Genomic DNA, 26018 nt, shown 5'->3' with positions numbered 1-26018 from the left:
TGTCTCCCGGCACGGCCCTTCGCCACCGGTGGGCGCCGCTTCGCGTTGGTGCCGCGGTCCGCGGTGTCACGTGCTGGGCCGGTCCTCCGCGACAGCGGTTTCCGTGGCGCCGTTCCCGTCCGGTTCCGCACCGGTCGGATCCGCCGCGCCGGGGGCCGCATCCGCCGGCTTTGCGCCGGCCGGTTCGAAGCCTTCCGGCCGGACCCCCGCGTCGAGCACCGTTCCGCGTTGCAGCCGCATCGACACCGGTGCACCCGGGTTCACGACCATGTCCACGCCTTCCGGCAGGGCCTCGGCGATCTGCCAGAGCATCGCCTCCTGCCAACCCGGGACGTCGATGTAGCCGCGGTTGACCGGTGCGGTGGTGACCAGCACGGCTTGCACCTCGTCCGGCAGCGAGGCCACCAGCGCGTTCCCCTCGTCGTCCAGCGCGATGCCGAGCACCACCGACGGCAGCGCGTTGAGCACCGGCTCGCTTGCGGGCGGGTCCTCCTCGATCGCCAGCCGGATCGCCGCGTCCACCGGGTCGGTCGGGGACGCCGGCGACGGGGGCGCGTACGCGGGGTTGCCCTGGAACGGGCCGCTCACGCCGTCGGCCGTGACGAACCACGAGCCGACGATCAGCTCCGGCGGCGGCTGTTCGTCATCGCCGTCCGGCTCCCAGCTCGGGTCGGGCAGGAAGAACCAGCGGTCTCCCCGTTCCTGGGCCTCTTCAGCCGTTTCCTGCGTGCTGTCCGCGTCTTGCACTGCTCGCCCTCTTCGTACCTGGTTCGTCCCGGCTGAACCGGCTCGCTGCGGCTCGGCACCGCCGCTGGTGGTTCCGCGCGTTCACCGCTACCGACGGCGGCCGCGCCGCCGGATGTCCTTGATCTGCTCGTCGGTGTAAATCGTCTTTGTTCGCGTGACCCCGCGACCGCCCCCGGGTGATTGCGTCACGGAACCGATCTACTCGCTCCACTCGGCATCCTGCGGTGCAACGGTCCACTCTCCGAACTGATTCGACGCGTCGACGGGCTGTTGCGGCCAGTAGCCGGCGCCGCCGTAGTCTTCCGGGTGCAACGGCATGTGCGGCCCCCACCGGATGTTCTCGATCTGCTCGTCGGTGTAAATCGTCTCTGTTCGCATCACCCCGCGACCGTCCCCGTAATAGCTGACGAACCCCGCGTTGTTCGAGACGTAAACGTACTCGGTACCCGGGTAACCCGCGTTGGCAAGCCCGAGAACATCCCTAGCCGCGTGGAAGAAGGTCTTCTCCGAATCCGGGAGGCCGACGGACGACGCATGTGCGGCCGCCACGAAAAGAGCCGATGCGTCACGCGCCGCCGCGTGGCAGGACCCCACCAGAAGGTCGCGCTGGACCCATCCCCCGGTGACATCGCGGCCTATCACCACCTGGAGCTCATGCCATTGCGGCTTCTCGCTGAGCGCCCGGAAGTAGTCATTTCCGGGAACGAATGCCGTGATGCTGCGGTCCTTGCCCATGAGGGTGACGACGAACCGACCTCGGGTTAGCCCGGAGACATCGTCACCGGTCCCGTGAGCGAGCACGACACCGCAGTTCCTCCCGTCCCACAGCGGGACGGAGTACCCACGAGCAGGGCGGTTAAGAGCTTCGAGGTCCAATTCCGGGCTAGGTGGAGCGATTTCACCGGGAAGGGTCAACACCGCGTAGCTCAGATCATGTACGGAGCCGGCGAAACTCCTTCTTGCCAACGATTCCCCGGGATCGCTGTGCAGGCTGAGGAAACGCCTCCTGCCGTTCGCGTCCTCGAAGAGCTCGGCGAACATCTCATCGGCGAAGAATGCGATGGGACGGTCCTGGTCGTCGAAGGCGATATACCGCTGCCTCGCCGGCTCGGGATTCGGGCGAGGCGCCGGGGTGCTCCTCGGCGGGGGACCGCTCGGGCGCACCACCTCGGGCTCGGGTCGAGCGTGGTCGTCCTCGCCGCCTGTCCGGTTGTCCGTGGCCGGAACCACGGGCGGCTCCCCCGCCGGGTACTCCACCGTGCCGGAAACAGTCGCCGCGAAGAACTCCCCATCAGCGGTTCCGTCCATCTTGCCGGTGAGCGTGGCTTTCTCGTAGCTGACGAACTCGTTGTCGACCTGGTACTCGATGTAGCCGCGCAGCAGACTGGCGTCGGTGAGCAGGACCGATCCGGTGAACCTGCCGGTGAAGCTCCCTCCGGACAGCATGCCGTCGATCTCGCCTCGGACAGTGCACTTTCGCTTGTGGAGGCGCGCGTTCTCGACTTCCTCCGTGACGCGGCCGGAGCTTCGCCCTGGCTGATCCGGCGGGACGGTCCCGGTCGACTCCCGCTGACCCGCACCACGCCCGGTCGACTCCCGCCGACCCACACCGGCACCGGCGTACCCCTGCGGCGAACGATCACCCGAACCAGCGCGAACCGAGTCGTCCTCGGCCGGGCCACGGTGCACACCGGCGCTCGACCCGGCGGGTTCTGGCCCACGCGGCCCGGAACTGCCATACGGCCGACGCGTACGCTCCGGAATAGCAGGCCCAGCCTTGTCCGCACCGCTCCGCGGCACCTTACCGGAGTCACCACGCGGTGCCCGGTGCTTGGACGACTTGCCGCTCTTCGACCCGGGTGATTGCACGATATTGATCACCTCGCCGGTGATCTCTTCCTCCGCGTACCGGCCTCCGTTCACGCCCCGCAATTCAGGATGGCCATCCCGGAATTCCTGGTCCCCTCGGCCCTCGAATGCGTCCGCTGCCCCAGTGGTCGGGGAGTAGTCGATTTTGACGGGGACGCGGCGCCGTCGCCGCGCCGCCAGCTGACTGATGGAGGGTTTCTCCTCCGCACGTCGTTTCCTGATGTCGCTGACGATGTCGCCGACCTCGTGGTCGGGAATCCGCGAGCGCCACGTCGAATCCGGTCGCGGTGAGGTGGGCTCGTGCATGACAGCAGGCACGAGCACCTCGCCGAGGAACTCAGTCTGCGGCTCGCCTGTGCGCGACAGCAGCTTGGCCGCGTCGGCAGGCAGGTCGAGAGTCTCGTATCCCCTGTGGCCGTACCAACGCGAGGTGACACTGCGAACCTGCTTACGCCACGCGGGCACGCTCGCGATGAACTCCAAGATCGCCGTCCACGCGACATCTGGATCCGGGTGCTTCGCCACCAAGTGCCGCACCGAGGTCAGATCGAGGTTCCCCTGCCGGTTCACCAGGCCGCGGGTCAGGGTGTGAACGGCATGCGCCGTCAGATCGGCCTTGGCCTCGACGTCATCGGGGCGGATGCGCGTGTCTTCGGCCGGCTTCGGGTTGTCCAGCCACGCCTGTTCGCTGTTGAAGGACACGCCGTCGAGCGACGGCAGGTCGCTCAGCCCGAGCCGGTCGCGGAGCTGGCGGAGCACCAGGGGCCCGACGCGCGGGATGATCGAGTTGCGCCGGATCCGGCCCTCCCCGGTACGGCCGAAGTATTCCTTCGGCTGGTGAAGAATCGACGACCGGGAAACAGTGGACCGGGTGAAGAGATCGAGCTGGGGCAGCCCGTAGTTGCCCAGCTGCAGGTCGAGGTACACCAGCGCGGCGGGGTGCCCCTTCGGCTGCGCGATCGCGTTGTTGCCTCTCCGGACCTTCTCGCTACCTCCTCTGTTGACCGTCGTGCTCGCGTACCCGAAGCGGTGCTCCGAGTCCAGGATCTTGCTGAGCACATCGGGACTGGTCACGACGTCGTCGCTGTCGATGTACAGGCCGCCGAAGCGGTATTCGATCTCCGTCCGCAGCAGGTCCGCGGTGGCGCCGTAGCCGAGGCCGGATCCCTTGGCGAGCTCCATGCGGAGGAAGGGATCCATCCGTCGGCGCAGTGGTGTGCCACCCAGTTCGTACACGTTGACCAAGCGGATGTTGTTGGCCTGCGCCCACCGCACCATTTCCCGCACGCCTTGGGGAACATCCGCACCACGGACGGCGGCTTCGACCTGCGTGCGCGGAACGTCCGTCCACAGCACCGCCTGTGCATCGAGCATGCGGGCCGACCGCACGAAGTTGTCCTGCCTCGGACCAGCAGTGAACGGACCACCGACCCAGATCGTGTGCACGGTCCGTGGCATCTCGATCCGGTCCGGCACAGCCGCCGAACCGATACCGCTCATCCGCTCTGCCCAGGCCGCCCGCTCACCGGGCCGCCAATCCCTCGTCCACGTGCGCTGACCATCGCCCGTCAGCGATTCCGCGGTCAGATTCACCGGCGGCCGACCCGCCAGCATGTCCACACGGTCGAGCAGCTCCATCGTCTGCGCCGCCGACAGTCGGTCGAAGTCGAGATCCTTCATCCCCGGCAACGGATCCGGAGTGTCTCGCACCCCGAGCGGATCCGCACCCAGCAGCTCGGTGCCGGGCTGCCGCTGGTGTGCTGGAGAGTTCTCAGCCTTGGCCTCCAAGTCGGACAGTTGCTCGGCCACCGCCACCGGATCGGCGTGCCTGTCAGGTTTCACGCCGGGCAGGGGCGGTTGCTGAGGTGTCGGTGCGGACTCCGGCGGGGCGCCGACCAGGAGGTGCGGATCCAGCCGCTCGCCGGCCAGCGGCGTCGTGCCGAACGCCGGTAGGAAGGCCACCACGTCGAGCGGACCAGTTTCGACCGTCTCGCGCTGCGGATCCACGAATTCGGGCTGTCCGTCCTTTCCGAGCGTGACGGCGAACCCCCCGTGCAGCATGCCACGGGAACCGCGCAGGAACGCCACCCCCCGGATACGATCTCCGCGCTGCGACTCAGGATTCTCGGCATCCTGCTCTCGTAAGTGGTCCGCGACCTGGTCGTAGGACGCCCGCACAGCCTGCCCACCGAACTCATCCTGCAACCGACCGACAGTCACCGGACCCTTCTCATCGACCTTGACGGTCACCCCGGCCTCAAGAGTCCTCTTACCCGCGATCAACAACAGACCACAGTCCACACGCCCCGACGCGTCCTGGTTGTAGTTCCCCGCGTTGATCCCCCGGAACTCCGGGAAACGAGCCCGGTACTCGACATGAGCACGCGTTTCGGAGCCGTCCGCACTCATCTCCGCCTTCGGAGCGAGCTGATCAGCGATGGCCTGGAACGCGGCGCGGCGCAATTTCGCCTTGTCCCTGCCGATCGAGATGGCCTTCCGGCGACCGATGATTCCGGCCAGGTCGAGAGTGCGGAGCCCGTTGACATGGGTGACCAGGTCACCGACCCGATCCAGCCGCGCATCCTCCGGCAGGCCGAGCAACTTCTTCACCTGCGGCAACCGGCCATCCAGCCGCGCCACCCGGTCCGGCCCGCCCAGAACCTCCACCAGGTCGTCCACAACGTCGTCCCGCGAAGCAGACGTCCCCGAAACAGCGCCAGTGCTGGGCTCGCCCAACCTCACCCCGTCGGCAACGGAGGCACGCAGCCCACCGGACTCCGCCCACCAAGCCACATCGTCCTTCGCACGCTTTCCCGCCTCCAACGGGAGATCCGACCGAGGGAAGGCCCGATGGCCATAGCGCCCGACCCCGCTCACAAAATAGTGCGCCTCCCCACCTTCGAAAAAGTTGCTCCTCCGCAGGAAGTAACGACGACTCGACGCGGCCGGATGCGACCCGGACGAGACGGACCCCGCCGCATCGTTGAGCACGTAGACCGCCCGCGGCGCTTCCTGCGAGCCCTTCGTCGGCACTCGCACCACGAGGAAGTGCTCTGCACCCGAGTTGGCCAGCATGAAATCCCGCACCGCAACGGCGTCGCGCATCAGGCGAGGAGGCGAAACAGGAGCGGCCTCATTATCTCTGCCCACCACGTCACCGAGCGGAGAAATACCTGCCTTCGTCCGGAACGCCTCGCGCTCCCGTTCCCCCACAAGCCGACGCAGCGCATCATCGGTCAGCACCTGACCGCTCGCCCTGAACTTGTCGGCGATCTGCCCGAACAGCTGCAGAACCTGGCTCCGGCGACTACCGCGATCAGGAATCACGATCCCCGACCGTTCCAGCATGCTCTTCGCATCCACATTACCGAGCAGCGCCTGAACGACGAAGTAGTCGACCGACCGCCGGGCCCGGTCGTTGAACGCGGCCAGAATCCGCTGCGATTCGGGATGGAGATGCGAGACCTCGGATTTCATCCGGTCCCACGTTTCGTACGCGCCGGACTGGATCTCATCGCCCTTCGTAGCGAACGTCCACGCAAAACGGTCCGCCGCCGCCGAGATCCCGTCCTCGCTCCACACCAACTCCACGGGCGTCTCCGGCCGCGCCGTGGACGGCTCCGGCTGAAGGAGCTCGTCCGCGATCGCCCGCAGAACACCCAGCCGCAGCCTAGAAGCATGGGGCTTGGCCAGCACATCCCGTGCCCCGAGCACTTTCCACATCACCTTTACAGGGTCTTCGAACCCCAGCTCTTCGACGACTCTGTCATCAGGACCCAGCAATTCGGCTGCGCGGACCGGGCCGAGGTAACGCACCAGCTGCTGGTTCGAAGCCCGGGCGACATACGTCAGCACATCAGCAAGATTCAACTCCCACCAATGCTGCAGTTCCGGCAGAGCGAAGAACCGCTCCGCAGCGCTCGGCTCCGACCCCTCGCGCGCGGACTGCTGAACGGGATTCCCCGAACTTCCGGCCCCGAACAGCTTCCCGGCCCTGCTCAAGGACTCCTTCCAGTACCAGTCAGCCAGCGCGGCCACCCGTTTCGGCCCACCGAATGCCTCGGTGATCACATCGCTGGCCGACCTGTTCCGGGAATCACGGAGGAAGGCACTGCGGTCCGAGTCGCTCAGGGCATCGATATCCCGCGCGATCGCATTCAGACCATTCGACCTCGAGCCGGCGTTCTGCCGCCGGGTGCCGGAAACCCCTCGGCCCTCGAATGCGTCTGCTGCAAGGGACTTCTGCTTGGGCCAGCGCGACCCGCCCCTTGTCCCGGGCGGAGCGCCGACCAGCATGTCCTTGTCCATCCGCGCGCCGGGCATCGGCATCGAACCGAGGCGGGTCAGCGGCACGAAACCGATCACGTCGTCCTGCGTCGCGTCCGCGACGACTTTCCGGTGCTGGTCGACGAAAGTGACCGTCCCGTCCGCGCGCCGCTCGACGAAAACACCATGCGCCTTGCCGCGCCCGGTCTGCACCAGCGCCCCGCCCCAAATACTCCCCGGCTGCCGGCCATCACGCCGCGTGACCTCGTCGAACGACCGGTTCATGTGCGCCACCACGTCACCGAACGACGCCTTCACCGCGTGCGCACCGAGGAGCTCCTCCAACTCCCCCAACCTCATCGGCTCGCCAGGCCGCGCGATCTCCAGCGTCAGCTCACCCACACGACCGGCCTCAAAGTCCCGCAGACTCGCCAGCGTCCGCTCCCCCGCGACCATCGTGTACGCGCAGTTCTCCGCACGCCCCTCCGCACGATGCCCCGGCCCGTTCACCCCCGCCAGAAACGGGTAGTGCTCCCGCACATAGGACTCGGATTCACCCGACACCACGAAATCCCGAGCCGTGACCACCGCCTGCTCATAGGCGGGCGGAACCGCCCCGTCGACCACCATGGACCCTTCGCCACCGGGCTCAACACGGGCCCCACCGGCCGGACCATTATGCGGTCCGCCGACAGGCCCGACGACAGAACCGCCGCCGATACCGGAACTACTGGCGAGTTCGACAACGGTGTGCGCACGGTGTCCCGGCCTGTTCACCCCCGCCAGGTGCGAATAGCGCTCCGGCAGCGCGATCACCGACTGCTCGTAGGTGGGCGGATCGTCCAGCAAACCGAGAGGATCGTCCAGCAAACCGGAAGCCGGAGGCTCCGCCGCCGCGTACGGTTCGTAGCGCAGGCGCGGTTCGTTCGGGACCACGACACCTTGCCGCTGCGCCCACCCGGTGTCCTTGCCGAACCGCCGTGCCAGTTGGTCCACTGTGTACTGGGCGCCCAGGACCGCGGTCGCGGCCACCTCGTCCGCGGCCACCTCGTCGACCAGTCGATCGACGACACCGACATCCACCCCGTACCGGTCCGCTTTCTCCTCGGAGGGGACAGTGTTGCGCCAGCCCACGGAAATTCCCACTTCGGCCCGCAGGACGTCGCGCATGGCATCCTCGTACCGGCCCTGCTCGATGTGGTAACGCCTCCGCACCCTGTCATAGGTGAGCCCGATCGGGCGCTGGTGGACCGAACGGGCGATCCCGTCGCGCACGGCGGCGTAGATCTGGTCACCGGCCCATTCCAGGGACTTGCCGTACCGGCGAGCCAGCTCCTTGTCGTCAATGGGATCGGCCTCCCGGGCACGGCGCTCTACATCCCGCTTCGCCGCATCGGCGATCGACGCCTCGGCCTTCGCCAGACTGATGCCGTACCGGTCGGCCAGATCCCGGGTAGCGACCGGCCGCCCGTTCGCAGCCGCCTGCTGTGCGGCCTGCCGTGCGGCACGCCCCATGACCCGCTCGATGACAGGCGCATCGAGAATCCGGGTACGCGCCCAATCGTGGCTCATGCCGTACTTCGCGGCCAGTGCCTGCACGGTGTAAGGCTGCCGGCGCCCCATCGCCTCGACCACATCGCGGTGCGCGGCCACGTTGATCTGAACCTGGGCCCATTCCACAGACTCGCCGAAGCGCTCGGCCAGTGCCCGTGCGGAAATCGGGGCACGGCTATCGGCCGCCGCACGCACAGCTGCCCGCGCCCGCAATTCCCGATCCCCTGCCGGAGCGGGGGCCGGACCATCCGGCCGAAACCCGGTGATCCTGCCTACCTTGGGGAGGCTCGATGCCAGGAGCTCGTCGGCCTTCGACGGGTGCACCCGCATCGACGCTGCCAGCGCACGCACCTCGAACCCCCACACGAGTCCCCTGCCATAGCGCGCGTCCAGTTCGGCCGCAGTGTGGGGCCAGCCACCAGAATCGACCGCTTCGAGCACATCCGCCAGCGCCGCGATCCTGATCGCCCCGGCTGCCATCCCGGGAGTGATGGCGTGCTTGGCAGCCAGCTCATCATCGGTGTACCGTCGGCCATTGTCCGCCGACTCACGCACATCCGCGATCACCGCCGCTCTCCTGATCAGCGCGGCATCGAAGCGCGGGTAGAAACTCCGAATGAAATAGTACTTCTCATTCACGAGATTCTCGTTGTACGGGCGCCTGGCGTTGGCGGCCCGGCGCACATCCGCCAGCACCACGTCCTCGATCACGCCGCGCAGCCGATACTTGCTGATCTGGTACTTTTCGGCCACGCTCCGAAGACCGTCAGCCCGGCGCCATGCCACGGCGTCGCGTACGTCTTGGAACACCTCAGGCGCCACCAGGTCGAAGGCGTGCTCCTCACTGATGCCATGGGTTTCCATCAGCTTGTCCACCCGCAGCGAGGAACCCCCTGCGGAATTCCCGCGCCGTGCCATGCCACCGACGTTCCGGTCCAGCCCGAAACTGCTCCCACCCGGCGCCCCGACCAGCATGTCCGGGTCCATCCGCGTCCGCTCGCCGGGCATCGGCTTCGAACCCAGACGCCTCAGCGGCAGGAATCCGGCCACATTACGCAGCCCCTCCCTGGGAATGATTCCCTGCTGCTGGTCGGCGAAACGAACACGGCCATCCGACGTCCGCTGAACCAAGATGACGTGCCCAGGACCATCGCCCTCCCGCAGGACTACCGAACCCCACACCTCACCCTCATGACCACCCATGTGCGCCACGACCTCGTCATAAGTCGCCTCCACAGCGTGGTCCTCCACACCGTCCTCATAGGACGCGTTCAGGTCCTGCTCCAGCCGACCCAACGGCATCAAGCCACTAGGCATCGCGGGGATAGCGTCGAGCGGAAGATCCCTTGCAGTACCGGCATTCCCGCCCTCACGGGCAATCTTCGCGTTACGTACCAGCGTCTTTTCCGCCGCGACCAACGACGGCGCACAGTTCTCCGTATAACCCGGCAACCCAGCCGCGTAACGCGGACCGTTCACACCCCACAAATCGGGATGAACATCCAAAAACTCCTGATTCGCCGCAGAAAGAGCAGCCGGCCCGTCTTCATCATCAGACTCCGAACCCGGATCACCGTCATCCAAGTCCGCGACATGCCCCTCATCGACATGCGCCACACCACCCTGGCCAGCGGAGTGGACCGGAGCCGACTGGACCTGCTCGGTCTGCTGAACAACCAGCTGGAACTCCTGAGCAACCTCCTGCGCCTGCCGAGCAGCCTGCTGAGCCTGTTCGGCCTGCCGGGCAGCCCGCTGGGCCTGCCCGGCAGCCTCCTGGGCAGCCAGCCGGGCCTGCTCGGCCTGCTGAGCAACCTGCTCGACCTGCTGGGCAGCCAGCAGGGCCCGCTGGGCTCGCTGGGCAGCCCGCAGGGCCTGCTGGGTCTCCCGGGCAGCCTGCTCGGCAGCCCAGGCAGCCTGCTGAGCCTTCCAGGCAGCCTGCCGAGCCTGCTCGACAGCCCGCTCGGCAGCCCGCCGGACCAGCCGGGCCCGCCGGACCCGCCGGTCGGCCTGCTCGGCCTGCTCGGCAGCCCGCCGGGCCTGCTCGGCAGCCCGCCGGACCAACCGCGCCTGCTCCGCAGCCCGCACAGCCTCCTCGGCAGCCCGCTCAGCAACCTGCCAGGCCTGCTCCGCCTGCTGGACAGCCTGCCGGGCCTGCGGGGCAGCCTCCTGAGAAGCGGACACGGCCCGGTATTCGTCCTCGCCCAGCACAGACTCCGCGTCGGAATCCTCCGGAAGGTTCCGGGCCTCATAGATATAGCGCCGCGCCTCACCCGGAGCGATCCCGTACCAGTCCTGCAGATCCCGCGCACTGACCGGCTCCGCACCGTTGCGGGTCTCACGCGCATGAGCGCGAGCCTCAGCCGACAACAATTGCCCGGCCTCGTAAGGGCTGATGTCGTACATCCTGGCCACCGTGTCCGCGTCGAAACGGAGCCCACGAACCACACCGTCACGCACATCCTCGGCCACGTGGCGCAGGTGCAGGGCCGGGCGACTGCCTTGGAAACCCGTTCTGCGTGCCTCGTCGTTGACCGCGGCTTCGATCCGGGCGTTGGCCCCCTCGGACCTCCAGCCGTAATTTCCCGCGAGAACATCGAGGGTGAACGGAGTACGGCGCACCGCATCCGCGGTGAACTGGACCGGCCGGCCGTTCGCGTCGATTCCGGTGAAGTTGGGCTCCGCCCGCACAGTCTGACCGCCGGCCGGGCTCGAGCCGATCCCGAGCTGCCGCGCCGCGGCGATCGCCGCGTGCGCGGAGTTCACGGTGCCGCCGTGCTGCCCGTAGCGCTGCCGGTTCACCGTCAACAAAGCGGAGTAGTGCGTCCTGAACTGCTCGGTGAAGACGTCATGCGCGGGCGGCTCGGTTTCAGGTTCACCGGAGCCAGGCGGCGGCAGCGTCGCCGGGATCGCGCGTTCACGGGCATCTCCCCCGGCATGCTCGCCGCGAACCGGGGTCATGTCGTCCCGACGCTCCAGCGTCCGCGCCCTGCCATTGGCACTGCGCCGCGGATTGTTACGCGGCGCGGCCCCCTGCCCGGCGTTGTCCCGCACCGCTTCGCCGACAGGAGCCCGCTGCCCACCAGCGTCAGCGGTGTTGTCCGGACCGCGCCCTTCCCGGCTCGGCCGCTGGGCCAGCCTGCTGAACATGCCGCGTAGGCCGGTGTGCCTGCTCCCAGACGGCGCCCCGACCAGCAGATCGGGGTCGAGTTCCGCGCCGTCCATCGGTTTGGCACCGGTACGCGGCAGCGGCATGAAGCCGACCACCTTGAGCGCGCCCTTGCCCAGCATCTCGGCCTTCTGCTGGTCCAGGAAGTCGACCAGCCCGTCTCCCGCGCCCTCGCGGGTATCCGGTCCCTTCTCGGCCATCACGACATGCACCATGCCGTCCCGGCTCTCCAGCAAGACCGCACCCATGGAGCCGGGGTCCTGGCGGCTCATGTGCGCCTCGACCTGGTCCTGGGTCGCCGTCACAGCCTTCGCGCGGAAGTGCTCCGTCAGCTCGCCCAGCTTCATCGGCGGACCGCTGGCCGCGGGCACCGTGACGCCGCCCGCCCGGTTGCCGGACCGGGCATTGACCACCGTCTGCTCGGCGGCGATCAGCGACTGCCCGCAGTTCTCGGTGTGCCCCGGAACCTGGTTCGCATACTTCTCGCCGTTGACGCCCCACAGCTCCGGGTAGCGCGCCCGGAATTCCCGTTGTTCGGGCGTTTCCCGGGTTTGCTGGAGCGTGTTCTGGGAGGTGGAATCCTCGTGCCGCTCCGGGCTCGTCGACGTCCGGTCGTCGGGAGTGAGGCGCGGGAACGACGACTCGGGTTCCGGTGTCCGCTCGGTACGAGCAGTCTCGTCCTCCGTCACCTGCGCGTCGTCGACACCGCGGTGCAAGTCGACAGTTTCCGGGGACTGCTCGGTCTGCGGGGACTGCTCGGTCTGCTTCGGGGTCTCGTCGCCCTCGACCGCTCTGAGGTCATCGTCGGTGAAACCGAGGTCGGCCAGGCCTTGCCGGTCGACCCACATCTCGATCGGCTCGTCGGGGCCGGTGCGGATGGTCTCCTTCCAGAACTTGGGGATGTTGTCGCCGCGGTAGTACGGGCGGAGCCGCCAGCGGGGCGTCACCGAGACCAGGTAACTGGTCTCGGTGACGCTGTCCTCCGTAGTCCCGGAGGAGGCGCTGAGCTCGTTCCCCGAGCTGAAGCCGAATACCTCGTTCTCGGCCTCGAGGAACTGTTGCATCGGCCGGAAGTTCGACTCTTCGATCGCCGCCTCACGGATCTGCCCGACCTCCCCGGGGACCACCCCGAAGTGACGTTCGGTCGTCGACTTCACGCCGTGCTCCGTGCCCTGGCTCCTCTTCAGCGGTTGTTTCCGCACCTTCAGCAGGCTGCGGCGGTAGATGTGCGCGCTGACCCGCAGCTTTTCCAGCTCGCCGGTCGCCATCTCGATCTCGTAGCCGTTCGACTTCATCGCCGCCGGCAGGTTGGTGCGCATCTTCGCGGCCGTCGTCGCGGCGAGCACCTGGTTCGCCGTCTCCGGGCGCAACGCGGGCCGCCCGATGTCCGGCTCGCCGTCGATGAGTCCCTTCAGCTTCGCGCGGAGCTTCGGTGCCTCGAACGAGCGGGTGTGCACGATCGCGTTGTCCGAGAACCCGGGCCGGCGGCCGTTGCCGACCTGCCACACTCGCAGCGCGCCTCGCTTCACGGCGATCGGGGCGCGCTCCGAGAAGCCTTCCTCGACCGTTTCATCGCTACGCACCGTGGACCGCGCGGCGCCCTCCAGCACGATCGGGTCGGCGCGCCACGGCTTGCCGAACATCGTCGGCTGCGAGAACACGCCCGCGAGGAACTTCCGGTAGGTCCCGGCGCTCGCGTACGGATACACGTCGAGCTGGTCGATGATCAGGTCGTGCGCGAACTGGTGGTGTTTGCCGTCCACGGGCATCGTCACGGCATCGGACAGCTTCTTCGAGAACTCGTCCCCCTTGTCGCTGCTGAAACCCGCCTGCCCGGCGAATCCGTGCAAGTTCGCGTGCTTCTTGGTCGACGGGTAGAAGATGGCCGCGACGCCCACCACCGCCGACTTCTGGCGCTCGGCTACATCGGTCTCCCGGCGGGTGACCTCGTGCCCCTCCTCACCTGTCCGGTCGATCGTGTTGTGGTAACTGCCGTCGCCGAGCCGGCCGCGCACCATGATGAGCTGCTCGACCTTGCCGAACGGCGTGTCGGCGGACATGAACACCGGCCATCCGCCGTTGATGATCTCCTCGACCGCCAGGTTCGCGTCGCCAGAGCCGAGCACCGGTTCCAGCTCGTCATGCAGCATCGAGTCGTTGATGGCGTCGAAGTGGCTCATGCCGGGTGGTGCGAGCACCTTCTTCGCCGCCCGACGCAGCCCGCGGGCCATCCGGTCCGCCAGGCTCTCCGGGCCGGCGGGCTGGAAAGCGCGGGCGTCCCGCTGCTCCCGGGTCCACTTCGTGATCGACGCGGCGATCTTGTCCGCCAGTTCACGGCCCGACTCCGGCCGGTGCATGCCGACATCGCCGCGACCGCGGCCGACGTTGGCGGGCGGCCGCACCTCGTTGCCGTTCGGCCCGGTCGGCACGGCCGGACGCTCGCCGGACATGCTCGTTTGAGTGTCGGACGTCTCGTTCTCGTTGTCGGGCGCCGTGTTCTCGGTGCCGGGCGTCTCGGTCTGGTCCGTGGCGTCGCGTTCCTCGGCGACCACGTGGTTCCTGCGGTACCGGGCGGCGTCCTCCGGCTCCAGCTTGGCCAGGTCGGCATCGGTCAGCTCGCCGATCGTGTGGATCTCGCTGGCCTTGACCCAGACCTCCCTCGCCCCGGGCACGTGCACCCACTTGACCTTGTCGGTGGAGGCGCCGTCGTGCACCGAGTGGAAGACGGACTGCCAGCGTCGCCGCACAGAGGTCCGCACCTGGTGGGTGTCGTCATAGCGGACCAGGTAGCGCCGTCCACGTTGGCTGTACTTCTTGGTCGTCTTGGACTTCTGGGCGACCTCGCCGGACTTGCCGCGCATGAGCTTGATATCGCCGCTGAAGTCGATGCCCATCGTAAGGAACTGCAAGACCGGCAAGAAGAGGGTGAAGCCGCCTTCCAGGCGCCACCCCTTCGCACGCTTGTCGCCCTGGGCCGTCGCGGTCGATCGGTACGCCTCCGCGCTGAACTCGTGGTCGTCGTCGCGCCGCACGATGGTCGGGTTACTCAGCTTCGTCTGCAGGGCCGCGGTACCGAACAGCTCACGACTCCCGAAAAGTCCGCCGTGGTTGTGGGTCTTCAGATGCACCGAGTGCTGCCCGTTCCGCATGGCGGCGCGGTCGAACCGGGCCATCCGCGCGTCCACGTTCGCGAAGTTCTCCAGGGCGCTCAGCGCGGCGTTGCGTTCGTTCTGCACGTGCGCCGCGGGACGAACCGGGTGGCCGCTGTGCTCGTCGAACCGGACCGGCTTGCGCCCGATGACCGGCAGCTTCAGCCACTCCTTCCAGTGTGCCGCGGGGGTCTTGCCCAGCATGCCCGCCACGGTCGTCATCAACCCGGGCACGGGCCTGGCCGACTCCAGCTGGAATCCCTCGGGCAACAGGCCTTCGCGTTCCGGCGCCGGCGCGGTGCCATCTCGCCAGACCGGTTCAGCAGCGGTTTCCGCAGTCCGTCCACGGGTTTCCGTGGTCTGCACACCGGTTTCCGTCGTCTGCCCACCGGTTTCCGTCATCTGCGCAGAGTCTTCGGTGTGGCTGGTAGCCGGCTGGCCGAGCGCGACACCGACCTGTTCCGGCACCGACACGTTGACGTCCGCGATGAGCTCGGAGACACCCTGGTCGTTGACGCCGATCCGCTCGCCCGGGGAGGACCAGGTGCCGCCCATCCACATGTCGAAGCTCGTCGGGTACCGGAGGTTCTCCAACGGGCGCTTGGCGGACAAGACGTGCTTGCGGCCGGTGCTCTGCTTGATCTTCCCGGCGTTGGTGACCATCTTCTGCCGGGTGAGCCCCTTCAGGGTCGGCCAGACCAACTCGCTGGAGAGCATGGCCGCGATGCCAGTCGCGCCGGTCTTGCCCCGGGCGATCTCGACGTCGCGGGAGTGGCCGACGGAGATTTCGCTCTTCGCGGTCTCCCGCTTGTCGGCGTCGATGGGCTCGGCGTCCGCGCTGTGCATCGTGCCCTTGACGAAGATGTCCGGGGCGCCCCTGACATGCGCGCTCAGCGGGAACCGAGCGCCGCCCTGGTTGATGTCCTTGCCGCGCTTGCGCACGAAGTTCCGGAACTCCTTGGCGACACGCGCCAGGTCGTTCGACTTGAGCTGGTGCTTCGCCTGGATCTGTGTCAGCGCGGGACCGACCACCGTGTCCACCGTGAAGTCGGGCATCTCGTAACGCGCGTCGGCCCGGTACGGTATCTGTTCCAGCTCCTCCTTCGACCTCGCCGGGGCCGTCGTCTGCGCACTGGCGTCCTTCGTCCGCACATCGGCGTCCGTCGTCTGCACAGGCGCCGGGGCCGTGTCGCCGGACCAGCCGTACTTCGCGGCGTTGCTCGGCTTCATCCACAGCGTCGCCGCGCCGGGGACGGTCTTGATCGTGCTCTTGGTCAGCTGTTCACCGTCACCGTTGCGGTCAGGCGGGGTGAGCGGCTTTCCATCGCGGCGCTTGATGTCCACGACGAAGGTGTGGCCGACCCGGTGCTTGTCCAGCGGGCCGTCGTATTTGGTCTTGGTCTTGTGCCCGAAGGACTCGGTCGTGCCGCTGCTGGCGGAATCCGTCCAGACCCGTTCCGCGATCGGGCCGATGAAACCGCCGATGACCGCGGTGGGGTCGCCGCCGCCGATGAACCCGGTGCCACCGGACTTGGCCGTGATCGACCTGTCCGAACCGGTCTTGCCGGTCGCCTCGCTGGTCCGCTCGACGGTTCCGTCCACTGTGGGCAGTTTCAGCCGCCGCGCGTCGGACACGGCGAGGGTTACCTCGATCGGGGAACGAACGCCCTTGAAGGCGAAGGATCCCAGGAACAGCCGGCCACCGTAGACCTCTCTGGCCTGATCGCGGTCGCCCAGCGAGTCCAGCACGTCGCGGAACCGGCCGGCCTCGGGGTCGTTCTCGGCGAACTTGCCGCCGATGGCGCTCTCCACCGAGCGGTAGATGTCGCCGATTCCGGAGAACTCCGCGTGTTCGATCGCGTCCGGGTGGCCCGGCTTGCCGCCGTCGGATTCGGCCGGCACCGACTTCAGCGGCACGTCGACCGTCACCGTGTCCGCCGACTCGGTACCGCTCTTCCACGGCCGTTGGTACCCCTCGCGCACGACGACCTGGTAGGTCACCTTGTGGCCGGCGGCGATCGCGCCCGCGTTGCGCTCGGTGACCTTCGTCGAGGTCTTGTGCTCGGAGGAAGCGCTCAGGCCCGATCCGCGGCTGTTCGCGGACAGGCCCATGATCCGGCCGGCGACGGTGATGAACGGCGTCGGCACCCGGAACGCGAACGCCCCGGTGCCGATGGTGGGCCGGCTGCTGGATGCCCCGGAGCGCACCGAGGGCCCGGCGCTGCCGGTCGTCGTCTCGCCCGTCATCTCGTGCGGATCGGTGGGCTCGGTCAGGTCGATGACCTTGAGCGTCACCTCCGGGCCCCGCCCGGCGTGCAGACCGAGGTTCTCGGTGTGCATGCCTTCCATCGACAGCGACCACTTGTCCTGCAGCTTCTCGTCGGAGAACTGCTTGTCGATCACCTGCTGCAGGACCTCGTCGTCGGAGGCGACGCGTTCCTTGATCTTCGCCCGCAGCTCCGCGCCGTCGATCGGGCCGGCCGGTTTCCACTGCTCGGCGCGGGCCTGCTCCAGTCGCCCGCCGGCGGGTGGTTGCTGCGTATCGGTCGGCGTCTGCACATCGTTTTCCGGCGGCTGCGCAACAGGGGCCGGCGTCTCGGTCTGTCCGCCCTCGCGATCCCGCGTCACGTCTGATTCGGCGGGATTCCAGTCCTGGATCGCCCGGGTGGGATCCCAGTCCCTGGCCGCCCCGGCCGGATCCCAGTCGGCGGCAGGCGCGGCGGGATCCCACGTCGTGCCGACCGAGTCGTCCGACACCATGCCCGTCCGCTCGGCCGACACGAGACCGGCCGGCAACGCGCCGCCCATGCCCGGCGGCCCCGACAAGGCGTCATCGGTTTCGAACCGAGCGGCCTTGTCCGGATCCGGCCCCCGCCGGACGTCGTCGACGAGGAGCTGGAGCAACTTGTAGCCGTCCTGCGGACGGCGGTCGGTCCGCCGCGGCATCGGGTCGCCCGGACGTGCACGCAGGACCTTGTAGGAGCCGTACTCGGCGAGCCCTCCGAATGCCTCCCGATCGAGCGCGCGCTCCGCCGCATCTCCGGACTCGTGCAGGTGGTGCAGCGGCATGAGGTCGAAACGCGACTGCCACCGCCGGCGTTCCTCCGTTACGCGGACGCTGTCGAGGAACCTGTCGTTGACGATGCTGTCGTAGATGTGATGGACGTCCTTTTCCCAAACGGGACCGTACATCGCGAGAGCGCGCACCACCTGACCGGAACCGCCCGCCCGTGCGTTCAGATGCTGCTGGAGGTGGTACTGCGCCGAGATCAGCGACAGACCCGACTGGGTGTAGTCGACCAGCAGCACCTCGCGGTCCGCGGACAGATCACCCAGGAACTCGTCGAAATGCTCTCCTATCAGCCTGATCTGTTCGCGATCGGGTACGAACCACTTGCCTTCCCGGAAGGTCCTGTGCAGGAACGAGCTTTTCGGCGGTGACGGCCGGAACGACGACAGCGGAATCGAGACCGCGACCGCGTCCGGGTGATGTTTCTGGAGAGCGGCGATGACCAGAGCAGGGCTGCGGCCGATACCCACATAGCTGAACGATTCCGGCGGATAGTTGGCGACGATCGACTCCGCCACGCCGTCCATCGCTCTCACGACCCCCTGCTGCTCAGCCAGATGGTGCTGGGCTGCCAGGCGGCTGACCGTGTCGTAGAAGCGCTGTGCCTCGTCGATTCGGTATTCCCGGTGAAGGGGTGCGTCGTCGTCCCATGCCGGCTCCCTGGAGGTGTACAGCGCGATGGCCAGCGCTATGCCACCGTCGACGGGATACTCCTTGATGCCGCTCTCGGTCAGCCATATCCGGACCCGCTCCGGCGTCAGCGGGATCGTGTGCTGACCGTCACGGAGGTAGACGTCGTTGTACCCCGCCGGGTGCCGGGCGGCTTCGGCATCGGTTACGAGGGTGATGTCTTCGTCGAATACCTCGGCGGCATCGACGATCCATTGAAGACGCTCGGACGGGGTCGACATCATGGCACCACCACCGCGGCCGGGAGGAATGTCCCCGGCTACCGGGTCCTTTATCCCGCGGGCCGTGTCCATGGCGTCCCGCAGCGTCCGGTAGCCGTCCTGGCGGTCGGCTCGCCGCGGCATGGGGTCGTCCGGGTTCGCGCTCAGGATCTTGTACTTGCCGTACTCGGCCTGTTCGTCGAACGTCTCCCTCTCGAACGCCTCCACCACCAGATCGGCGCGATTGCCCAGCCATCTGTTCGAGTCGACCGGCAGGACCGCGAACCGCTCCCACCACTGCTTGCGTTCCGCCAAGTCGAGAGCATCGTTGTTAGCGATGCGGGCGTGGGTATCGAGCAGTCTCCCCCCGGGCGCGTACATCGCGACCGCGCGCACCACCCGGCCGGAACCAAGGTGCTGCTGGAGGAAGTACTGCGCCGCGATCAGCGAACGCCCGGACTGGGTGTAGTCCAACAGCACCACATCACGGTCCGCGGGCAGATGCCCCAGGAACTCGTCGAAATGCCTTTCGAGCATGCTCATTTGCTCGGGCGTGGGTTCGTAGTAGTGCTCGGACGCGGGTTCGCCGCGGCCGGGGGTCTGGAAGGGCACGTGCAGAACCGAATCTTGCGGTGGCAACGGCCGGAAGGACGACAGCGGAATGGACACCGCGTCGTGGCCCCGGGACTGGAGAGCGGCGACGACCGGAGCCGGACTGCGGCCGATACCCACATAGCTGTAGCGGTCCGGCGGATGGGTGCGGACGATCAGACCCGCCAGCGCGTCCATCCCGGTCAAGACGTGCCGCCGCTCGGCCTGCTGGTGCTGGTCCGCCAGATTCCGAACCGTTTCGTAGAAGCGCTGTGCCTCGTCGACGTCGAGCCTGTATTCCTGGCGAGGCGCGTTATCCGGGTCCGCTCTGCCGGCGGTGTAAAGCGCGACGGCCAGCGGTATGCCACCATCGCGGGGATAGGTGATGTCGTTTTCGGCCAGCCATGCCCGGGCTAGCGCCGGAGTCAGCGGGATCATGTTCGGGCCGTCGCGGAGGGCAACGTTGTTCGGCTCTGCCGGGTGCCGGTCCATTTCGGCACTGGTCGCTCGAATGATGTCCGCTGGGTAGGTGTCGGCCAGGTCGGTGATGCGCTTGAGGCGCGCTGCACCGTCCTGGGCGGAACTCGCCTGGTTCTCGGTCCCCCCAGGAACCTTGGTACCCACCGGCGAAACCACGTGCTTGAGCACCCGGTCCGAAGTCACCGGCGAGGCCCACACCTGCTCCGGGTTGCCCAGCTCCGTCAAATCGTTTTTATCGACACCAGCGAACACGATTTCGTTGTTCGCGGCATCGACGAACACGACGTAGTCACCGCGCTTGTACGCGCCGATGAAATGTCCCTTGCCGTTGCCGTAATAGGAGTACACCAGTTGATGCGGACCGTCGTTCGTCCTACCGGCCACATAGTCGAACACCTTGGCGTAACCCTGCTGCCCCGGCCCCTGCAAGGACAACGGACCCAAACCCGACTCCGGGACGCGATTCGGGTCCACCGGCCCGCTCAGCTTGGCCTTGAACTCCGCCGCCTGCTCGGGAGTCACGTCACCGTGCTTCATCCGATGCAAGTCCAGATTGATCCCCATAAGCGAGGAATCCAGACAGTTCGTGCCACTGCCCTCAAGACCGGCAACACGATTCGCTTCGTTCACAAAACGCATATCCGGGAAATGCCGCTTCAGGAACGCAGCATTACCCACAGAATCATTCTCGAAAGTCTCCGCCGACACCACGTCCGGACGCACCGACGCCTCACCCGACACCGCCGACGACGCACCACCCATACCAGGAGCCCACCCACCGGCCTGGGCACGGTCATACCGTCCATACCAATCCCGAGCGTGGTTGTCCTGGACAATCCGCCCCTCGTACCCGCGCGGGGATTGCCGGCCGGTCCCGGCATGGACCCTGCTGATGTCGAACCGCAACTGGAAGCCGCCCGAGCCGTCCCGCCTGACGCCACCACCCGAGATGTGGAACTTCTGGTCATCGGACAGCTGCTTCAACTCGTTGAACGTGTCCACGATGTTCCTCGTGGACTTACCGTTCACCGTCCTCATGACCTCGGCGTAGACACCATCACGGGCAACGAAATCCACGCCGTTCCTGCCGGCCAGCAAGTTGCCGAAGACCTCCTTCGCCGCCGTGCCGGAGATGTTCTGCCGGAAGATGGTGTCCGGAAGCCGATCCGGAACATCCTCGGGCGTCGTCGTCCTGCCGAACACCTTCGGAGCCCGCTTGTCGATCTCCCTCGCCTTGGTCACCCCATTGAACAGCGCCTCCGCCTTCGACCACTGATGGATGAAAGCATCACTGGCGGTGTACCTCTCCCCCCTGGCGCGGTAGTTCTCCATCATCACGGCGACACTGCCCGCGTCGTCCCGCCCGTAGAGGTTGTGGAAGTGCCCGCCGGACTCCGGAACCTCGCTATCGGGTTTCGTGGGGTGCGGCCGGTAGTCGGCGGTCTGCTCGTCCACGTCGACCAGCTTCGGGCTGGGGATCGGCCGGTCGAACTCGGCAAGCGCCACGGACCGGCGCGCGTGCATGGTCTCGCGCTCACCGCCCTCCATAGCGGCGAGGTAATGCGCCAGCCGCTCCTCCGGCGGATCGAAACGCTGCCGCACCGACTCGGGATTCGGGCGAGGCGCCGGTGTGATCGTCGGCCAGGGACCCCGGAATTCCTGGGCCCCTCGGCCCTCGAATGCGTCCGGTGCCCCACCGTGGTCGGACCGGCTCGAGTGGCCGGAACGCCCCGACCGATCCCGATCCCGGTCCCGATCCCGTCGGTTCCGGTCCCGGCGATGGCTCCGGTCGGCCCCGAAGACGGCCTTGTCCTGGTTGTTCTCGTGGCTGCCGTCCTGGCGGGCTTCCGGACTGCTGTCGTGCCGTGCGTTGGAAGCGGAGTCGGTTTCCCTGTTATAAGCGGCGAAGTCCGCGGACAACACCGTGTCATGCGGCAGCGGGATGAACCTGATCCCGTTGTCGGCCGAATACAGATCCTTGAAGGGGGTCTTCGGATCGATCGGGAGAACTTCGGTGAAGTTGCCCTTCTGCCCGTCAAAATAGTTGACCACGCCGTGTTCGTCGACGGATGCGAGCATGACGTGGCCGGTGTCACCGGTCTTCCGGGTGACCAATGCCTGGGTGTAGTCGTTGACCGGGGAAAGCAGAAACCTCGAGACCGGGTCTTTGTCGTAGAACGGGCCCATGGCCTTTCGGTTCGCCATCCGCTCCATATCGCGGAGCGACCACTTCCCGCTCGGGCCCGCGGTGAACATCTTCTTGTGTTCGATGGAATTCGCCAACTGCGCGTTGGCCGGCGCGCAGTTGTTCTCCGACGCGCCGCTTTCCCGCGTCGCCCGGTTCGCCTCCAGGACGTAGTGCCCGTATTCGGTGTTGTTCCGCAGAAACTTGCGCCCGGCCTCCTCGTTGGCGAAATCCCGTGCCGTGCGCACCGCTCCCGGCGGCACGGCCATGCTCGGGTCGTTCAGCAGATGCGAGTGGTACGGGTTGGCCGCGTTCGATGTCTGCTGGTTCGTCGTGGACGCGTGTTCATCGGACAGCGACTCGATGGCCTCCTGCTGCCCACGGTCGCGGTCGTTCCCGGCATGGCCCCTGCCGATGTCGAAACTGCCCTGATCGGCGAGGGCGCCGGAATCGCTGTCGCGGCGCCCGCCACCAGGGTCGGGATCGGACTCGTCCCCACTTTCATAACCTTCATCGACGAACGAGTCCTTCACCGAAGCCACCACCGGAACAGCACCCACCGGCTGGTCCGTGACCGACACCGAGGCAGTCTCCCCCGGCGTCTCCGGCGCGTCCCGGACCAACGACGCGTTCCCGTCGTCCCTGGACTCGTCCCCGCTCACATAACCTTCATCACCGGGCGGGCCTTCCACCGGCACCACCGGCCGTTCCGGCGCCACCTGCAACCGCGGTTCACCACCGCTCTTCGACGTTCCGGCCCTGCCAGACGTCGTCGAACTCGTCCCCTGATCGCCACCGGAGGACACCGCGGACGGCACGTCACGCTGAGTCGGGGACTGACTCCCGGTCGACGTCGCACCCGTCGGCGATTCGTAGGACAGCTGCGCCGAAAGCCGAGACAGGCCGCCCTGATCACCGACGGCCGGCTGGCCGGACTTGTCCCGGGACACGTCCTGCGTAACGGTGCTCGGCGTGCCGACGGGGTTCGAAGGTGCCTGCGAGTTGCTGCTCTGACCAGACGTCGTGGGCGTGGCGCTCGGCGTCCCCAACGGTTGCCCCGGCCCGGCCTGCTGGCCGGTCGGGCGGAGCTGCGCTGACGCGTTTCCGTCCTGCTCCCGCTGGTCCGCTCCCGGCTGATCGCGCTCGAGCGACACCGGGTTCGGGTCAAGGCCGCGCTGACCAGCGTTCTGCTGACCAGACGTCGACTGTTCCGGCGACTGCTGACCCGGAACCTGCTGACCCGGAACCTGCTGGTTCGGGGTCTGCTGGTCGGGAGCGTGCTGTTCCGGCGACTGCAGGTTCGGCGACTGCTGGGCTGGCGGCTGCTCGACGGGCGTATGCCGCACCGGCGGCTGCTCGGCAGACGGTTGCTGGGCCTGGGGATTCTGGTCGCCGACGGCCGGATCCACGCCCAGCGGCGCGTTACCCGGTGGCGTCGTCGTGTCGAAACCGGGCAAGCCCTTGCCCGAGCCGATGTCCTGCGGCCCGCCGGAAACCGGCGGCTGCCCGGCCGGTTGGTCCACCGAAACCGGCCCGGTTTCGATGCCCGCAGGTGGCGGCGTTTCCCCGCCGACGCCCGGCGGCGGAGACCCCACCGGCGGCGCCGACGCAGGCGGCGGGACCGAACCAGGCGGCGGAGAGCCCGCAGGCGAAACACCCACAGGCGGGGGCACCGAACCAGGCGGCAGAGAGCCCGCAGGCTGCTCCGCGGCCGGGGGCTGGTACGCGGGCGGGGGCTGGTACGCGGGCGGGGGCTGTTCGTTCCCCCACACCTCGTTGGATGGTGGCGCCTCACCACGCGGTGAGTACGGGGGCGGCGGGACGTCGGAAGGCCTCCCGTCCGGGGAATCCACGGGCGGCACCTTCGAGTCCGACCCAACGGGCGGCGTCTTCGAATCCGACCCGACCGGCGGCGTCTTCGAATCCACCCCAACCGGCGGCACCTTCGAATCCGACCCAACCGGCGGCACCTTCGAATCCGGTCCTCCGCCGGGAGTTTCCGTGTCGCCGGGCAGGCCCTTACCGTCCGGGTTGTAGGCCGGCGGCGGAGGCTGGTTCGAGCCTCCGGTCGGCGAATTATTCGCGTTGCGGTTGTTCTGCCTCTCCACCGCCCTGTTATGCGCGTGCTTCTCCATCGAGCCCATCGAAACACTCGAAATATAAGTCCCGAACGCGTCGAAATCGCCGCCGATCGCCGTGATCACAATGCCCTCGGCCGGCAGCTCCGAAGCAGCATCCAGCTGCCCCGCCCCCAACGGCTTCTTCACAAAATTGTCCGTGTGCTTGTTCATCTTCGCCAGACGATGCAACAACGAACCGTTGATCCCGGCCCAGCCCCCGACAGCACCCTCGATGAGCATGTCATCGACATCCCAACCGTGCTTGCGGTTACCGTTCCCCGTCGTGAACGCCTGAGGCAAGAACGCCTCGAACATCTCCTGGGCGAACTCATGAACGCCCTGCCACCCCAACTGCAAATACGACGACAGCGACTTCGCCTGCTGCTTCGCCACCGCAATGATCTCAGTGATGAACTGACGCCCAGCCGAAATCCACTCCGGAACCATCGCCCACCCCGGCGGCCCCATCATGTACAGCGAAGCGATCGTGGACGCGAAAAACGCCAGCGCGATGAGGATCTCGTACTCGGCCTCCTCCCCGTTCAACCCGAACTTGTCCACCAAATCAGCCGTATACCGCATCGCAGCCGCCTGCGCCTGAACCGGCTGCGTCAACCCCTTGATGTGGTCGCCGAACGCATTCGCCGTCTCACCCTCCAGATTCGCCCACACACCAGAGGACAACGCAGCAACGTTGTTCGTGATCGCCACATAAGCATCCGCGTTCTCCCGCGCCTCGCGAGCCAACGCGTACATGTCATTCGAAATCACCTTCGGCGGCTTATTACCGACCAGCACGTACATCGAATAGTAAATAGGCGCCCAGAAGCCATCCTCAGGAATCTGGATCTCACCCATCGCTCACCACACCATCCGATTCAGACACGTACCGCCGGCCGCACCACCTCCCGACCAGGCCTCTCGCCTACTTGCGGTAGCGGAAGAAACTCGGTTCCCCGTCACGCGGGAACTCCATGTACACCCGATCATCGAGCGACTTCTCGGGCTGCTCCGATCCAGGCTTCTCCGTGACCAGGAAGAGCCGCTCCCCATCCTCGGTCGGGTAGGGCTTCGACTCGGACGGGTTGTTCGGGTTGTCGAGCGTCAGATCGCGGCCGCTCAGCGGAGTGATGTCGGAGTAGCCGTCGACGCCGATCCGCACCGCCCCGTTCGGCAGTTCGGTGGCGCTGACGATGTGCTGCCCCTCGCCCAACGGGTGGCCGTACACCATGGGCTGCTCGTTCTCGCGCAGGGCGCGCAGCTTCATCGCGGAGGTCATTTCCGGCTTGCGAACCTTCACGTCCTCCGATTTGAGCCCGTTCAGCACGTATCCGCGGTCGGAAACGGGCAGCTGCGGTTTGAGGCCCTCATTCGCGTGCCCGCCGGCGGGAACAGCACGCTGCGACTTCACGAACTTCCCTTTTTCCAAAGGCTTGCTCGGCTCGACACCGCGGTTCGGCGCTAGCGCCTTCGAGGCCCTGGCCGCTACGTAGCCGGTCGTCTTTTCCAGCGGGACCTTCTCGGCGGGACGGTTGTAGCCCGTCGGCTTCTGGGAATCGCCGGAACCGTTCTCGCCCGCGGTCTTGAACTTGTGCGACACCTGGTCGGCCTCGTCCCGGGAACCGGCGTACATCTTCCCGTTCTCGTACAGGCCGTCGCTGATGTAGAGCAACGCCTTGGACTGCCCTCCCACCCCGTCGAGGAACGTCTGCTGGCCGTCTTCGAAGTTCTGGAAGAACTCGCGGCCCTCGTCGTCGTCGCCGAAGCTCGCCTGGTACCGGGCGCTGAGCGGGGCGGACTGCTGCTGGAGCCCGATCAACCTCGCATGCACCTCTCCGTAACCCTGACCGGTCTTGCTCAGGTTCTCCGGATCTACCCAGAACTGATTCATGGTCCTCGTTCCTCCGCTCACACCCGTGGTCGAGTTCGGT

3 protein-coding genes are annotated in these 26018 nt (G+C 67.3%); all 3 read right to left on the bottom strand.

From position 1 onward, the window contains the following. Window positions 1–66: 66 nt before the first annotated feature. The 3 genes from BLW84_RS23830 to BLW84_RS23820 all read right to left on the bottom strand — a co-directional run bounded on the left by BLW84_RS23830 (window position 67) and on the right by BLW84_RS23820 (window position 25978). The gene (locus tag BLW84_RS23830; RefSeq protein ID WP_093268989.1) at window positions 67–747 is read right to left on the bottom strand and encodes a type VII secretion system-associated protein; all 681 of its coding nucleotides are present in this window, start codon (window positions 745–747) and stop codon (window positions 67–69) included. A gap of 198 nt (window positions 748–945) precedes the next feature. Beyond that, a complete protein-coding gene (locus tag BLW84_RS23825) occupies window positions 946–24858 on the bottom strand; it encodes a hypothetical protein (RefSeq protein ID WP_143061071.1) in 23913 nt (7970 codons plus the stop codon). A 154-nt stretch (window positions 24859–25012) separates the two neighbouring features. Further along, window positions 25013–25978: a hypothetical protein gene (locus tag BLW84_RS23820; RefSeq protein ID WP_093268984.1), complete on the bottom strand. Its 966-nt coding sequence runs from the start codon at window positions 25976–25978 to the stop codon at window positions 25013–25015. Between the last annotated feature and the right edge of the window lie 40 nt (window positions 25979–26018).

Origin of the sequence: Saccharopolyspora shandongensis, from assembly GCF_900106995.1 — a bacterium.
Lineage (GTDB): Bacteria > Actinomycetota > Actinomycetes > Mycobacteriales > Pseudonocardiaceae > Saccharopolyspora > Saccharopolyspora shandongensis.
The sequence above is the reverse complement of the archived record's forward strand: the minus strand, read 5'-3'. Positions and strand labels throughout refer to the sequence as shown.